The organism is Dokdonella sp. (genome assembly GCF_019634815.1).
Lineage (GTDB): Bacteria > Pseudomonadota > Gammaproteobacteria > Xanthomonadales > Rhodanobacteraceae > Dokdonella_A.
Map to the genome: position 1 here is coordinate 1 of NZ_JAHCAP010000039.1, position 15,200 is coordinate 15,200.

At 65.4% G+C, this 15,200-nt stretch carries 11 protein-coding genes; 1 reads left to right on the forward strand and 10 read right to left on the reverse strand.

Going from position 1 to position 15,200, the window contains the following annotated elements:
- From KF759_RS13705 to KF759_RS13750, 10 genes are all read right to left on the reverse strand, one after another.
- A partial coding sequence (locus tag KF759_RS13705) for a hypothetical protein (protein WP_291226405.1) occupies nt 1–444 on the reverse strand: 444 nt, incomplete at its 3' end.
- A gap of 36 nt (nt 445–480) precedes the next feature.
- Nucleotides 481–2,049: a right-handed parallel beta-helix repeat-containing protein gene (locus tag KF759_RS13710; protein WP_291226406.1), complete on the reverse strand. Its 1,569-nt coding sequence runs from the start codon at nt 2,047–2,049 to the stop codon at nt 481–483.
- Between the two features lie 26 nt (nt 2,050–2,075).
- Nucleotides 2,076–2,723 carry a hypothetical protein gene (locus KF759_RS13715; protein ID WP_291226407.1) on the reverse strand — a complete coding sequence of 216 codons (648 nt, stop codon included), beginning with the start codon at nt 2,721–2,723 and terminating at the stop codon, nt 2,076–2,078.
- A gap of 228 nt (nt 2,724–2,951) precedes the next feature.
- On the reverse strand, nt 2,952–4,205 hold the full coding sequence (locus KF759_RS13720) for a DUF418 domain-containing protein (protein ID WP_291226408.1): 1,254 nt from the start codon (nt 4,203–4,205) through the stop codon (nt 2,952–2,954).
- Nucleotides 4,206–4,393: 188 nt separating this feature from the next.
- Nucleotides 4,394–5,776, reverse strand: coding sequence for an amidohydrolase family protein (locus KF759_RS13725; RefSeq protein ID WP_291226409.1), 1,383 nt, complete (start codon nt 5,774–5,776; stop codon nt 4,394–4,396).
- A gap of 187 nt (nt 5,777–5,963) precedes the next feature.
- Complete coding sequence (locus KF759_RS13730) at nt 5,964–8,336, reverse strand: serine/threonine-protein kinase (RefSeq protein ID WP_291226410.1); 2,373 nt, start codon at nt 8,334–8,336, stop codon at nt 5,964–5,966.
- Nucleotides 8,337–8,571: 235 nt separating this feature from the next.
- Nucleotides 8,572–9,138, reverse strand: a complete 567-nt coding sequence (locus KF759_RS13735) for an ECF-type sigma factor (RefSeq protein ID WP_291226411.1) — start codon at nt 9,136–9,138, stop codon at nt 8,572–8,574.
- Between the two features lie 233 nt (nt 9,139–9,371).
- Nucleotides 9,372–11,453: a phospholipid carrier-dependent glycosyltransferase gene (locus KF759_RS13740; protein ID WP_291226412.1), complete on the reverse strand. Its 2,082-nt coding sequence runs from the start codon at nt 11,451–11,453 to the stop codon at nt 9,372–9,374.
- Nucleotides 11,454–11,711: 258 nt separating this feature from the next.
- Nucleotides 11,712–13,793 (reverse strand): M13 family metallopeptidase, encoded by a 2,082-nt coding sequence (locus tag KF759_RS13745; RefSeq protein WP_291226413.1) that lies wholly within the window; start codon nt 13,791–13,793, stop codon nt 11,712–11,714.
- Nucleotides 13,794–14,056: 263 nt separating this feature from the next.
- The gene (locus KF759_RS13750) at nt 14,057–14,923 is read right to left on the reverse strand and encodes a hypothetical protein (RefSeq protein WP_291226414.1); all 867 of its coding nucleotides are present in this window, start codon (nt 14,921–14,923) and stop codon (nt 14,057–14,059) included.
- Here KF759_RS13750 and KF759_RS13755 point away from each other — a divergent pair.
- On the forward strand, nt 14,913–15,200 hold a 288-nt coding region (locus tag KF759_RS13755; RefSeq protein ID WP_291226415.1), incomplete at its 3' end, for a TCP-1/cpn60 chaperonin family protein. The two genes, KF759_RS13750 and KF759_RS13755, sit on opposite strands and share 11 nt — an antisense overlap.

The following is a 15,200-nucleotide window of genomic DNA, read 5'->3' on the forward strand; positions in this document are numbered from 1 at the left end:
ACGCTCATCAGGCGACATCGGATCCGACACGGTTTCGGTCATTCCCCAAGCGCCGTCGGCATCCCGTTGCCTGGCGTGAACGCGGGCCGGCTCGCCTGCCGATGCGGGTGCCGCCCAGGCGATGACCGCGCCGCCCTGGCCATCCGGCGCGACATCGAGAGGGCGCGGAAGGCTGGACGAATGGTTGACGATGCCGCCGTACACCTTTTCGACAGGGAAAACCGTTGGCGTGGGCAACGGCTCGAAATCGTTGCGGAAAATCAGCAACGCGCCGCTTGCCATGTCCGCCTGCTTCAGGTCGGGTGTTGTTGTCACCGGCAGCTTTCCGGCAGTGGCGAACATAGGCAGCAAGACCAGAAGCAGGCTGGGAGCGCCCTGGCGCAACACTGCACGTAGCGGAGACAGGGGACGGCGATGTTGGTGGTGGTTGTTGCGACCGTTCATGGCGAAAGCCTCGAATATGACAGTGCCTGCGTTGGCTCATTCAAAGCCATCGGTGAAAAGGATGGCGTCGCCCGGATCGGCGCCGGCTTCGACCGCGCCCACGTCGCAGCCGCTGCCGACGGGACGCGCGGCGGCTCGCTGGTCATTGGCCAGGCAGGAGTCGGGATGGCCACTGTCGATGGCGACGCTGCCGGGCTGGGGCAGGAAGGTCGGCGCCGCGCCGCCGTGGTCGCCCAGCGTGCTGAGCGCCAGTTCAGGCATGGAAACATTCACCAGGCTGTCACCGGGAAGACCGCTTTGGAAATGGCAGCTGTCGCCGGGGCTTTCGACGTTGCCCAGCTCACCGAAGGCGGACACGCCAAACACGCAGCTGCCGCGAATGATGCTGTTCTGGATGCTCAGATGGGCATCGCCAAAACCGCCCACGGCTGTACCTTCGATGCCGGCGGGGAAGATGCTGGGCGCAATCACCGTCGCGTGTCGCAGCAGGATCAGCGCGCCGTCCGCATTGCGCCAGCCCACGGCCCCGCCTCGCGCGGCATTGGCGGCGGCGACGCTGAAGCTGTTACCGCTGAAGGTGCTGTTGCGAATGCGCAGCTGTGTCGCGTTCTCGACCAGAATCGCGCCGCCGGCGTCGTCGCCGGCCTCGTCATCCGCGCGGTTGTTGATGAAGGAGCTGCGTTCAATCAGCCATTCGGCGCCATCGCCGGCACGGATCGCCCGTGAATGGTTGTCGCGCAGCTCGCTGTCGGTGAGTGTGACTGTGGCGGCGGCCTGTGTTTCGATGGGGCCGATGTTGTTGTCGTAGAGCAGGCCGTAAAGGCTGACCACAGGACGCGCATTGTTGATCACCAGCTTGCTGTTGGTGATCCGGCTGTCTTCGATAGTGGCTTCTTCGACATTTCCGATGCTGGACGAGAAGCTGGGGTTGTCAGGATCCATCAGTCCGTCGACTTCGACCCGAAGGAGCAGTGCCGTCATTTCCGAGTCCGCACTGGGCTGTAGAACGAACCCACGCAAGCGGCTGTCCACGATGTAACAGGTACCGACCAGTCCCGAGCAGCGCAAGGTGGTGGCGATCTCGCTGTCGCGGACTTCCACGTCAAACGTATCGTCGCCATTAAATGAGACGCTGCCACCACCGGCCGGCACTTTGATGTCGAACAGCCGAAACTCGCCACCACCATTGCTGCTGGAAAGCACGTTGTAGGTGGCCGGATCGGTGGTCTGCATGGACAGATCGCGAAGGGTCAGCTGCCGCGCGCTGCCGGCCAGTGTCACGAACAGTTCCGTGGTGGTGGTGATCCTTGTGCTCTCCTTGCCGCTGCCGACGATCTCCAGACCCTGCAGCGGCAGGCTTAACGGGCCACGGATCAGACTGATGTCGCCGGTAGGGAGTTCGATGCGATCGGTGGGTCCGAATGGATCGGAAAGCGCGGAGGCATCCACGGCCTCGCGCAACGAGCAGTCACCCGGCTGGCAGCCACTGCCGTCGCTGACCGGGTCATCCAGCCGGGTCACCACGTAGGTGGCCGCATGGATGGTCGTGATGGGCGCCAGGCCCATCAGTAGTGCCAGCGCCGGTAGAGTGGTTCGGAAGTTCATCGGCATCTCCTTTTCGGACTCAGGATTCAGGAACGGGCAGACGCGACCTGCTGGCTTGGCGCGGCTGCTTCCAGCGTAGTGGCCAGCTCCACCATGGCGAACAGGCGTGGACGCAAGGCTTCGGGTGAGGGCAGTGGACTCCAGCTGCGGAACAGTTCGATAGTCCAGCGCAGTTCGCCAGCGTCGATGGACAGCTGCCCGACGCCGGCGTCAGCCTCGATCACTGCCCGCACCTGCTGGCGCAAGCGGTCATCGAACCAGCCCTCGGGCATGGATCGCTCCCGGTCGATAAACGGACGCTCACGCAGCGCTTTGGGCGCCCAGCGGGGGATGTTCTTGAATGCCACCTGATGGCTTTCGGCCACGCCATCCAGGGGCGTTGCCAGTCGAAGTTGGGTGAGGTATCGCCGGCGGCTGGCGCCGCCCGGGTTATCGACCACCGTGCGATGCAGGCGAAAGCGGCGACCCGCGAAGCGGCCCTCGCCCTGGGCTTCCAGGTCTTCGCCACGCCGCAACGTGGCGACCAGCAGGCGCGCCAGATCGTCAAGCTGATTTTCCGCGTCCTCTCCTCGACGGACGCCTTGGCGCCAGAACCACCAAAGCACCGGCACGGCCACGACAAGGGCGATCCCCATTGCCGTGTTCCAGTGTTCGATCAGTTGTGTGGCGGCCATGGGTCGGTTTCCGTTCGTGTGCTGTCCACATCAACGGAGAAAGTGATGAACAGGGGCCAAGGGTTACGGGACATGTCGGCCACACGGTTCATGCGGCGTTGCTCAAGGTCTGCCGACATAAGCCGGTCTTCGGGGAGGCGCGTCACTCCGACTGGCGCGACGCGCTCTACTCGGGCAACTGGCGTGAGCGCGAAGCCATCCTTCCCGCCGCCGCACCGTGGCTGCGCCTCACGGCGTTGAACTGGGCAAAAGGCGTGGCCAGCTGCCGTAGGTCAGGCCGCGCCACAGCCATTCGAGCGGCCCGAAGCGATGGCGGGCCATCCACCACAGGCTGAAACCGATCTGGATCGCGAAAAACACCAGCGCCAGCGCCAGTGACAGCGTCGCCCCCAGCCACGGCATCAACCCCAGCCCGAAGCCATAGACCACGAAGAGGTAAAAGACGCTCTGCATCAGGTAATTGGTCAACGCCATCTTGCCCACCGCCGCCAACCCGCGAAACAGCAGTGTGCATCGGCCCGCCAGATGCAGCAGCACGATGGCGGCGGCATAGCCGCAGGCAAGCAGCAGCATCGCCACCGGCCTCAGCACGCCTTCTGTCCAGTCCGGGCCGATGTCGTAGTACAGATTGGCCGAGATGATCGCCGACAGCAGCAAGCCAGGCGGAAGCGCGCCGCGCATGACGCGAACAAACAGATCGCGATGTGCCGCCACGTCGGCAAACCAGCCCTGCCGGAACAGCCATGAGCCCAGCAGGAAGCGCCCCATGATCTGTCCCATGTAGACCAGCCACGGGCCGGTTCCGACCCATTCGTACCAGAACGAACGCCACAGCTCGGCCACATAGGCGGGATAGTCCGCCTGCACGAACAGCTGCTGGCGAATGACGGCGCCTTCATCGAAGGCAGCGACCCACGGGCCGGTTCCGCCCCAGACCGTCTCCTTGATCAGAGTGAGGAGCGGCCCGCCGAGCAGCGACAGCGGAAGCGCCACCAGCAGCAGCCTGCGTGTCGGCCAGCGTCGCGTGAAATAGAGCAGGAAGCCCATCGCCGCATAGGCGTTGAGAATGTCGCCGATATACAGACAGAACACGTTGATCAGGCCAAACAGCATCAGCACTGCCATCCGGCGCAGGAAGATGCGTCGCTGGGACAGGCCACGCGCTTCAAGCCGCGCAATGATGTTGGCAAAACCAAAGCCGAACAGCAGTGAAAACAGCGTCTGCGCCTTGCCCTGCATCAACCAGTAGGAGACAAAGCCGACGTGTCGATCCCATTGCGCAGTAGGCAGGTTGTCCAGCGCATCCATCGGCATGTTCAGGCCGAGATTTTCAAACAGGTTCATCCACAGCACGCCGAACAGCGCAAAGCCGCGGATGATGTCGATGACGACAATCCGCTCCGCGCCGGATACCGGTTGCGCTCCGCACAGAAGGTCGGATCCGGGCAGGTTGGCGGCGGACGAATGGCGTGTGGAAATCATGTTGCTTCCTCAACCCGGATAAACAAGACCCAGAATCGCCGGCAGCGCACTCGGGGCACGAATGCATTGACGGGCATTTCCTGTGGCAGCCTGGAAATCCGGAAATCCTGCCGTAGGTTACTGATGGACACACGCGGAAACCTGATGCCAGGGCCATCGCATGGTCGAACCTGAGTTGCCCGACAGCGCTAATCCAGCGATGGAGGAGATCTCTCATCGACCATTGATGGTGATTGCAACCTTGCGCTGAGCTCCTCGTGGCTGTGCGCCTCACCTCGCTGGACAACCCAGGCAATGCTGCGCGTATTGCGGATGTCCAGGCGTGGATCCGCGCTAAGCAGGACGATATTGGCGGGTGCGCCCACACGCAGGCCGATGTGCTCGGGTTCATCACCCGCATAACGTGCGGCATCGGTGGTCGCCGTGCGCAACGCCTGCAGTGGGGTCATTCCAGCGCGCACGAACAGGGCCAGTTCGTCGTGGAGGGCGGCGCCGGGCACCACGAAAGGTTCGGTGCTGGCATCAGTTCCCGCCAGCAGACGTACGCCGGCGCGGTGCATGTCGCCGACCAGTCGCAGCTGTCGCGCGTAGACGGCCATGCCGGCACGCAGCTCGTCCGCTTTCGCCTCGCGTCGATAGTCCGCCCATTCCTGTTGCACCGCCTCCGGCACCAGCCGGATGTCCGCGCTGTCGGTCACGGTCGGATCGTCCAGCGCGAACGCGCCCCGGAGTTGCACCAGTGTCGGGATATGCCAGGTGCCGGCGTTGACGAAACGCTGGAACAGCGCATCGCAGGCAGACACGTCATAGCGCTCAAGAGCCGCCGCGAGCCTACCGTCGGTGAGCAGGGCCATCGAGTCTGCCCCTGTGTCCGCATGCGTCCATTCGAGTGCGCCCGGGATGCAGCTTTCCAGCACCAGTGTCAGGTGGTCGATGGCGTGCTGTCCGCCGGTCATGGCGTCGATGGGCGAGCTGGCCAGCGGCACATGACCTTCCACCGCGATGCCTTGATGCTTTGCCTCGTCGAGGATGGCGCGATACGCCTCGGGCGACAGGCGGTCGTAGACCTTGACGAAGTCGAAGCCTTCGCGTTTCGACATCCTCACCAGCTCACGCCCGGCTGCCGCAGTTTCCGCAGCCAGCCCGAACGACAGTACCGGCGGCGCGCCATCGAGTGGTGGTGAGCCCCAACGCACCGTCGGGCCGCTCGGGTCGCGGCCACCCGGACGGCGCGCGGCCAGTGCCGAGCCCAGATGCGAGCCGGCGTCACGCAAACGGGTTACGCCGAACGCCAGATATAACGGGTAGTGCCAGGCCTCGCGCCCATCGCGGTGTGCGTGCACATGGGCATCCATCAGACCCGGCATGGCGAACAATGCATTGCCATCGATTTCTCGGGCGCTGGTGATCGAAAGCCGCGCGCCCGGGTTTTCGATGGCGGCGATCACGCCATCGCGCAGAACCAGCGTGGAACGTTCCGATGCAAGCTCATCGGGATCCACCAGCGCGACATTGCGGATGACCAGCGTCTGCGCCTTCGCGAGATCGACGCAAGCCAGCAATCCGAACAAGAGTAGAAATGAAAACAGCGTCGCAGATCTGTGGACACTTCGTTCACTGCAAGACATGTGCTCGCTCTCCATCGACTGTGGCTGGCATCGAGGTCGTCGTTGTCAATGAACAGACTCCGACTGCTCGCACCGGACGGTAGGCATTTGAAATGCGCGGCTCGGTAGCGATGGCATCGATGGGCGGATATCAGAGGTGATCTGCCAAGGCTGCGGCTTCGAGGCTCAATGGGTGTTTCGCACCCAAAAGAGCGGTCGCCTGCGATGCAGCCTGCCTGCCCAGTTCGGCAGCCTCATCCGTCCTTCCCTGGCTGGCCAGCAGTCCGGCGACGGCCAGCATGGCGCGCACGCGGTCGTCGCTTCGCTGCAGGCCCAACGCATCGAATCGCTCGAGGGCGGCTTGGGCGTTGGTCGTTGCATCGGGGTCGCGGTACGCGCGCGCGGTTTCCAACAGGGCCGTGCAGAACAGGCCCGGGGGTGAGTCGGCGCGTTTGGAAGACGCGAAGAGTTCCCTTGCCTGTTGCAGACGTTCGATGGCTTCGGCGTGGCGACCCTGCTCGACGAGCCCGGCGCCCCAGTTCAGCAGCGCTATGCTGGCGGTGGAGTCGGTCATGCGCGGTATGGCGTCGGCGAAGAGGCGGTCGGCCAGGCCATACTCGCCGCGTGCTGCCGCCACGCGTGCGCGCAGGGTCTGTGCGCTGACCACCAGGTCGTGCTTTTCGCTCAGGGTTTCGCGGCCGATGGCCTGCATCTCGTCGGTGACCTGCAGTGCCTCATCGAAACGAGCCTGTCCGAGCAGCGACCAGGCGATGCCGGAAAGCGAGTAGACGCGCCGCGACGGCGGTGATCCCGGACTGTCGCGAAGCAGCTGGTCGAGGTCGCGGTAGAGGCGTTCGGCATCCGCATAGCGGTCGCCATAGAGGTAGGCCGAGGCGAGGTTGTTGTAGTTCACCGCGAGGTCGGACGGTTTCAGGCCCGAGATTTGCCGGCGATCCTCGAGGATCTGCTCATTTAGCGTGATCGCCTCGTCGGAGCGGAAGCGGAAGGTGGCGAGGTTGGCCAGCACGGTGCGTGCCTGGATGCGTTCGGCGACCTTGTCGGAACCTTCGCTCTCCAGAAGGCGCAACGCCTTGCGTGCAGCGGCTTCCGCGTCGTCGGGACGGGCAGCGTCCTTGTAGGCGCCGGCGACATTGATCAGGGCGCTGACCAGGTCACCGTCGGCGTCGGGTGACAGTGCCTCGTATTCGGCAACCGCCTGTTCGAGGCTCTCCAGGCCTTCGTCGAGGTGGCCCAGAGAGATCAGCAGCGCGCTCCAGGATGCGCGCAGTCCGGCGCGTACATCGGGCATGTCGGCAAGTTCGGTGTCCAGGCGCCCTAAGCCGTCGCGCAACAGCATTTCGACAGTCTGCTGCTGGTTCTGCCCGCCACCACGCGAGGGCTGGATGGCATTGAACATCGACATCACGAAGCGATAGGTGCGACCCATGCGCTCCGTCTCGGCATCGGCGCGTGCGGCCTGGTCGCGGGCCACGCCGGCCTGCCACAGCGCGAGACCGAGACCGGCGATCAGCGCCAGCAGCACCGCGCTGGCGCTGCCGACCGCCAGCCGGTGGCGCGCCACGAATCGACGCATGCGGTAACCGGCGGTGTCGGCGCGGGCGGCGATCGGATGGCCATCGAGCCAGCGCCGCAGGTCGTCACCGAGCTGCGCGGCGCCGGCGTAGCGGCGCACGGCGTCAGGGTGAAGCGCGGTGGCAACGATCTGATCAAGGTCGCCACCCACCTCCCGGGCGAAGTGGGAAAGGCGCAATTCGCTGCTCTGGCGGCTGCGTTCACGCAAGGTCTGGCTGGGTCGGGGCGCCGTCTCGTGGTCGAGGCCGGCCAGCAGCCGGTCCGGTGTGGCGCTGCGCTGCGGGTGCGGGGGCTCGCCGGTCAGCAGCTCGAACAGCACGGCGCCCAGCGCGAACACGTCCGCGGCGGTGCCGACGGCGTCGCCACGAATCTGTTCGGGCGCGGCGTACACCGGCGAGTAGACGCGAACGCCGGTGCCGGTCAGCTGCAGGTCAGCGCTGTCGTCCAGCAGCCGCGCGATGCCGAAGTCCAGGACGCGGACCCGGCCGCTGTCATCCACCAGCAGGTTCGAGGGTTTGATGTCCCTATGCACGATCAGCTGGGACTGGGCCTGCGCGGTCGCATTGCAGACCTGCAGCAGCAGCTCGACGCGCGCACGGACGTCCAGATCGTGGTGTCGGGCATGGCTGACGATGTCCTCACCGCGCACGAATTCCATCGCGTACCACGGCGTGCCGTCTTCCGACACGCCGCCATCCAGCAGGCGGGCGATGTTCGGATGGTCGAGTCGCGCCAGGATGCGCCGTTCGCGGCTGAAGCGCTCACGCAGCGCCGGGCTGTCCATCAGGGGGCGGATCAATTTCACGGCCACCTGCTGCTCGAAATCATCGATGCGTTCGCCACGCCAGACTTCGCCCATGCCGCCGGCACCGATGCGTTCGACGAGCCGGTAGTGGCCCAGCTGCAGGCCGCTGCAGGCCGCTGCGCGCAATGGATTGCCGGACGCTGCAGCTTCGGGTTCAGACAGACGCACCATCACCGTGGGCGCGACGCGCGCGATGCCTTCGTCGAGCAGGCCGCTGACGGCGTCGGCGTCGAGCATCTTCTGCAGCCGGGCCGCGAGGGCCGGGTCGTCGCCGGCAATCTGCGCCAGTCGCGCCGCGCAGGCGGCGGCATCGAGATCGAACAGTTCGTCGAGGAGCGCGGAAACGCGCGTCCAGTCGGCATCAGTCATGCAGGTCGCTTCCATCAAGGTTGGCGTGCAGCACGGCGCGCGCCTTGCGCCAGTCGCGCTTGAGCGAGCGCTCCGAACGCCCGGAGACGTCGGCGATCTCGCTCAGTTCCAGGCCGGCAAAGAAGCGCATCTCGACGAGGCGGACCAGTTGCGGGTCCATGGCGCCCAGCCGCTCAAGGGCCTGGTCGAGTTCCAGCAGTCGGTCGGTGTCGCCCACGCTGCCGACGCGCGTGGCGACGGCGTCAAGGTCTTCGTCGATCTGCCCGCTGCCACGCTTTACCGCTGCGCGGTTGCGCGCGTGGTCGATCACCAGCTGGCGCATGGCTCGTGCGGCGAGGGCGAAGAAATGCTCGCGGTCGTTGACGTTCATGGCGTCGGGCCGCGCCAGCTTGAGCCAGGCTTCGTGGACCAGCGAGGTGGCGCCGTGGCCGGGCGATGCGATCCGCAGCTGTCGCCGCGCCAGCCGCTTGAGGTCGGCGTAGACCAGCTCGAAGGCCCGGTCACTGGCCGCGCGGTCGCCCGCGTTCGCCGCCGCCAACAGCACGCTGACCTCGCCCATCCGCACCCTCGCCGAGTTGCCGCAGAGCCGGCAGTGTAGCCCGGCCGCTCAGCTCGGGTTTGTGTCTGTCGTCTCGGGGGAATAGTGCCGCCCATGCCCGCAATGTCCATCGTCCCTGGTTGCAGGAAGAAACGGGAATTCCCGGAATCAGGGGACAGTGTCCTTGCGAAGGCAGATGATGCTGGAATCCGGCGTCAAGGTTCCGGGTCTGGCGGCATACCGGCCTCGCCGGCTCACTCCAGCCAGGGATTGCGGATCGGCTTGACCAACTCCGGCTGGCCGCCTTGTTCCAGCGCGTCGATATGGCCCTGGATTTCCTGCTGCAGCGCGGGGTCGAGCTGATTGCCTTTCTGCGACAGCATGTCCCGCCAGGCCTGTTCGGCACCGTCGAAGTCCCCCAACCGCAGGCGGGCGTTGCCCAGCTCCAGCCAGGCAAAGCCGTCGCGCGGCAGCACCGCGACCACTTCGGCCAGGCGCTGGGCGACCTTGGCCCAGTCATCGCCGGCCTCGGTATAAAGGTATCGCCGGACCCGCCCCGTCATGGCATCCGCGCGAAGCTTGGGGTCGGTCTGACTGCCGTGCCAGATACCGATTTCGCCCAGTTCGGCGACCAGCGTCAGGTCGCGAAACACCTCATCGGGGTTCCAGTCCTGCTGCGGCACGGCAAGCCTCGCGCTGTTGGCGTACAGGAACCAGCCGGCGTAGTGGCCTTCGGTGTTGCCGTCATCCAGCGTTTCCACCCGACGCACCCGCTGCACGCCCGCCGCCTCCCACTGTTCGGGGATGGCCATCCAGTAGTCGACGTAGAACGGCTCGCCACTGGGTTCGATGCGCTCGCGGTAGAAATCGCGGATCTCGTTGAAGCGCTGACCCAAGTCGATGCCTTCATTCTTGAAATAGCGCCAGGCCTCGTGGCTGCCGCCGGCCATTTCGTTGGCGTACTCCCACAGACGGGGCGCGGTAATCGTCATGGCCAGTGCCGCCACGTAGAGGATGCCCGCAAGTGCGGCGATCACGCGGGAGCGGCGCCGCCATGCAACGGCTGCCGCCGCGCCGCCGCAGATCGCGATCACCAGCAGCAGGGGCGTGGCGTGACGGATGCCGCCCCAGGCGGCCGGGGACACCATCAATGCGGCGAGGTGCGTCGCGCTGATCGCGGTCAGCGCGGCCAGCATCCAGCGCGTGGACGGTGGCAATTGCCGCTCCCGCAGAACCAGCGCGAGACCCAGCAGTGCCAATGCCGACAGGGCCAGCGGCAGCTTCGCCGCGATGATGGCCGGCCAGGTGAACCAGGGCGTGCGCCCCTCGAATTCCCGACCCCAGATCAGGTGCCGCATGATGGCGCGGCCCTGCACGCCGGTGCGCACGGTATCGGCCAGACCCCACAGGTAGGCGCGTGGCAACAGGTGGCTGCGGTCCGCGAGCTCCAGGCTGGATTTCAGCAGCGGGCTGTGCACCTCCTCGATCTTCTGCTCCAGCGAACGATTGAATGGATCGCCGCCGTCGTGATCGGCGTGGTAGCGGAAACCGTACAAGGCCCACAGAATGGTCAGCGCCAGCATGCCACTGACCAGCAGGCGCAGTCCCCGGCGCAGGACTTCGCGCACTCCGCCCCGGCGCAGTCCCCACAACGCTGCGCCGAGCAGCAGCAGACCGAGGCCGGCCAGTCCCGCCAGTGCCGAGTGCTTGGCCGTCAGCGCGAGTCCCGTAAGCAATCCCAGCAGCAGGCTCCAGCGCCATTGCCAGTTCGCGCAGAGCAGGGCGGCCGCCACCGCCGCCGGAACCAGCGTGAAGGCGAGCGGGCCGTCGGTCATCACCACCGGGAAGTGCGCGCCGAGCGTCGGCTCCAGCGCGACGAAGGCCAGCGTTCCGGTCGCCCAGGCGAGCCCAGCGGCGCGCCATAACAGGAGTCCCAGAACCAGCAGCAGCACGCCATGGAAGGCGAACATCGCCAGCCGCGCCCGCGCCTGCACCCGTGCGGAGTCGTTCTCGAGGTAAATCTGCTGCTCCACCCACTGCCGCTCCTGCTCTTTCTCGGTCAGTACGGGTTCTTCCCCGAGCCGGACGTCAGCAGGCATCCACGCGCCGACCCAGCGCTTCACCAGCGGCGGATGCTCCGGGTTCAGGTGCATGTCACCGCCGCGCTGGTAGGCGACGCCGGCGGCGATATGCCAGGCCTCGTCGAGGGTGAAGCTGTCCAGTCGCGTACCGACTGACACCCGCCAGATGGCCAGCAGGGTCAGGACGACCAGCAGCGCGATGCCGGGAAGGCGCTGCAGCAGGAAGGCGATGGGTGTCGCAGGGGAGCTCGTCATGCACGTGGCCAGTTCAGGGGGCGTCCCTGATCACCACGGAAAACCGTGAATGGAGGAGCCAGAACCGGGGCCTGCCTGCGCGGCTTCCTGCCGGACCGACGAACCGTGAAGGCTCGAGAAAGCAGAAGGAAGCTCGTTGCCGGCAGGCTATCCCGCTACGTCGGCGAGGTGCGTCACCGCCTATCTGTTGTTGCGAAGTAGCGGGAGCCGAGCCGGCGCTGGCTCGGCGTCATTCGGCATCAGGAAAGATCCCCTTGCTCACCACACGTCACACATCCGTTCTCGCGGCCGCATCATGGACTCGCCTGCCTTGCAGCCGAATGCTTCGGCAAAGCCCGGCATGTTCTGCAGCGTACCGTTGACGCCCGGCGGTCCAAAGGCGTGTGGATCGGTGTCGACCAGTTGGCGCCAGACTTCGGGCGATGCATCCAGACAGATGCTCTGGGCGGAAGACACATAAAAGCGCTGGTCAGCGGTCAAACCGTCGCGCACGCCCTCTGGGTGATCCGCGGTGGCGCGACGATAGGCCGCCAGCGCCAGACGGGTGCCGGTCAGTTCTGCGGTCTGTTCGGTCACCACCGATGCGCCCTTCAGGCGATCACCGGTCGGATAGGTGAGGGCGGAGAAGGTGTCCGCCACGCACTGGGTGCGCTGCTCGAAATGCTCGCGATCCTCGTCGCTCCACCACGGGCGCAGCCGTCCGTCGCCGTCGAACTGTGCACCCATCGGATCAAAGCCGTGCGACATCTCGTGTCCGACGAAGCTGCCCAGGTTGCCGTACAGGCCGGCGAGATCCTGGCCATCCTCACCGGCGAAAAACAGCAGTTGTGCGGCAGTCATGTACACCGCGTTGAGCCCGGAGCTATAGAAACCCCCGACCCAGATGGGCGGCAGGCCCCACTCGTCGAGCAGCACCGGCTCGCCGAGCCGATCCAGGGCTCGCCGCCGCAACGCCTCGGATGCGCGACGACCGTTGCCGTAGTAGTCGTCCGCGCGGATCACCAGACGCGGGTCGTCCAGCCATTCGCTCGGATGGCTGACTGCGAGGCGCATCGCATCCAGTTTTGCTTGGGAAGCACGGCGTGACGACGGCGAAAGCCATTCGGCTGCCTCGATGCGCTCGTGCATCGCCGCTCGCAGTTCCTCGAACATGGTCTGCAGCTGCGCGTTGACCTTCGGGCGGTCACCGCGTTCGAGCAGCATGCGGCTCACGGGGTCGGGCAGGTAGCGGCGGGTTTCGGACATGCAGGTCTGCCAGCGGGGTGCTTCTTCCGTCGCGCCATCCAGTTCAGCGCCGAAGAAGGCGAAAGATGCCTTGCGGTACGCCTCGGGCAGGAATCGGGCGCGGTCGGTGACCAAGTGGAAGCGCAGATACGCCTGCCAGGCGGACAACGGCCTGTCCCTGGCGAGCTCATTCCATTGCGTCATGAAGGGCGGCCAGTCGAGATTCACCGAGTCCACCTGCGTTGCGCCCAGATGGCGCAGCAGCGCCTGCCAGTCGAAGTCGGGATAGTCCTTGGCGAGCGATGCCGCATCGCGTGGATTGAGCATGCGGCTGAGATCGTCCAGATCCGCTGGTGACGGCATGGCGCCGGCCAGGGCCGTTTCCATTTCCAGCACTTGCCGGGCATCGCGCCGCGCCGTCGCGGCAGGCTGTCCGGTCAGTTCCAGCATTGTCGCGATGTGTTCACGGTAGCGCGCACGCCGCACGACGCTCGCTTCGTCGGTGTCGAGATACATCTCGCGCGCCGGCAGGTTGAGCGGATCCAGCGATTCGCCGGGCCCGATGCCGAGGCGCTTGGTCTTCCAGCCGTCGATGGCGCCGCCGTAAATGCCTACCAGCATGCCGTTGCGCAGACCGGTCCAATAGCTTCCCGGCACCGAGTCGCGGATCAGCGCACCGATCACGGCGGGCAGTTCGCGCCTGCTTTGCATGCCATTGATCAGCGCCAGTTCGGCCCGTAGCGGCGCGTCGCCGCGCGCCTCGATGGTGTCGGTGTCCATGCACGCCGCGTAGAAGTCGCCGACCCGGCGCTGATCTCCGGATCTTTCCCCCGCCTCTGCCTTCGCGGCGGCTTCGACCTCGTCACGCAGATAGGCGTCGAGCCGTTCGCGAAATTCCGTCCATGACCGCGACCAGTAGACTTTGCTGGCCGGGCGCGGCGAGTTCTTGTGCCAGCCGCCGCAGGCGTACTGGTAGAAGTTCTCGCAGGCGTTTGCCGTTGGATCCATCGCCGTCGGGTCGAAGGATCGCGATTCCGGCGGCTGATGTCCGCTTTCCGCGGCATGGCTTACCGGCCCCTGTGCACTCACAGCGAGGACGACCAGGCTCGCGGCCATCGGGAATAGTCGCTGCATTCTGTGTTTGACCATGACTCGAAGCTCCCCATTTGGCGCAAGCCACTTTACAGGGGATAACGTCAATCCCGACCGGCAGGGGCCATCCAGCTTCGGCTTATACTTGGCGCCCATGAAAGACAAGAACGAAATCGTTACCAACTGGCTGCCGCGCTACACCGGCGTGCCGCTCGACGGCTTTGGCCGCCATATCCTGCTGACCAACTTCGGTGGCTACCTTGACGTGTTCGCGAGACTGACCGGCGCTAGATGCCGTACTCGGGTCGTGGTGTCAGGGGCGTTCGAAGAGAACTGTGCATCACGATGGCAGCGGGCTTCTCCCGAAAAACGAGATCGGCAACCTGCCGGGGCTGGAACCCCGCGGGGGCCGAGCTTATCTCGAGGCTGTTCAGACAGAACAGGTCGAGGACTTTTGCGTGGGTAATGAACGGAACAATCCCGCAGTCACCGATAGCAACCCAGTCCGAGGGGCCTAGATGCGCGTTCAGCCATTTCCCAAGCGACTCCCGCGCGTTCATTCTCTCATTGTAGTGCGCCGCCTCGCGATGAAGGCGCGGGATGTGGTCGCGAACGTTGTGAAAACTCCACAGCATGCCGAGCGAACACAGGAGAATGCAGGACCGGTTCCGAGTGCTTGGCGCGAGGCGGGGCAGGACGACGCGATCCACCATTCTGAGGACCGCCACGCTGCCGCCTATTACGAGAAACGCCCAAGGCGTCAGAGCGTGACGGTTTAGGTGGCCAATGATCGGATCGACTCCGATCAGAAGAATGCCGTAGGCTAAAGGGTACCCGAGCAGCACAACACGACGACGGTCGAAAAGCCTTGGGTTGACGAAGTTGGCAATAATCCAGAAGAACGCTATCGACCAATAGTCCCGTACAAGCGTAAGTGGGTCCCCTGTGTACAGTGCTTTGCACTTGGCGGAATGCGGGATCAAGCTGCCGAAGTGGAACTGTTTCCACAGTAGATACGCCCCGAAGGCCGCACCAAGGGCCAGTAATGGCGGAAGATGCGCAAGCGTTGTCTTCTTGAGACTGCCTTCCCACGCTGCGATGGCGTAGAAGATTGCGAGAAGAAGGCCCTCTGGTACCATTCCCATGGCAGCCAAAGAAATCCGTTTCGGCGAAGACGCCCGCGCCCGCATCCTGCGCGGCGTGAACACCCTTGCCAATGCCGTCAAGGCGACCCTCGGCCCGAAGGGCCGCAACGTCGTGCTCGAGAAGAGCTTCGGCGCCCCGACCATCACCAAGGACGGCGTGTCCGTCGCCAAGGAAATCGAACTGGCCGACAAGTTCGAGAACATGGGCGCGCAGATGGTCAAGGAAGTCGCTTCCAAGACCTCCGACGTTGCCGGTGACGGCACCACCACCGCGACCGTGCTCGCG

Excerpts from the sequence above, each read along its gene's own strand:
- KF759_RS13740 (WP_291226412.1), bottom strand. The coding sequence starts at position 11,453 with ATGACGAGCTCCCCTGCGACACCCATCGCCTTCCTGCTGCAGCGCCTT.
- KF759_RS13735 (WP_291226411.1), bottom strand. The coding sequence starts at position 9,138 with ATGGGCGAGGTCAGCGTGCTGTTGGCGGCGGCGAACGCGGGCGACCGC.
- KF759_RS13710 (WP_291226406.1), bottom strand. The coding sequence starts at position 2,049 with ATGAACTTCCGAACCACTCTACCGGCGCTGGCACTACTGATGGGCCTG.
- KF759_RS13720 (WP_291226408.1), bottom strand. The coding sequence starts at position 4,205 with ATGATTTCCACACGCCATTCGTCCGCCGCCAACCTGCCCGGATCCGAC.
- KF759_RS13745 (WP_291226413.1), bottom strand. The coding sequence starts at position 13,793 with ATGGCCGCGAGCCTGGTCGTCCTCGCTGTGAGTGCACAGGGGCCGGTA.
- KF759_RS13715 (WP_291226407.1), bottom strand. The coding sequence starts at position 2,723 with ATGGCCGCCACACAACTGATCGAACACTGGAACACGGCAATGGGGATC.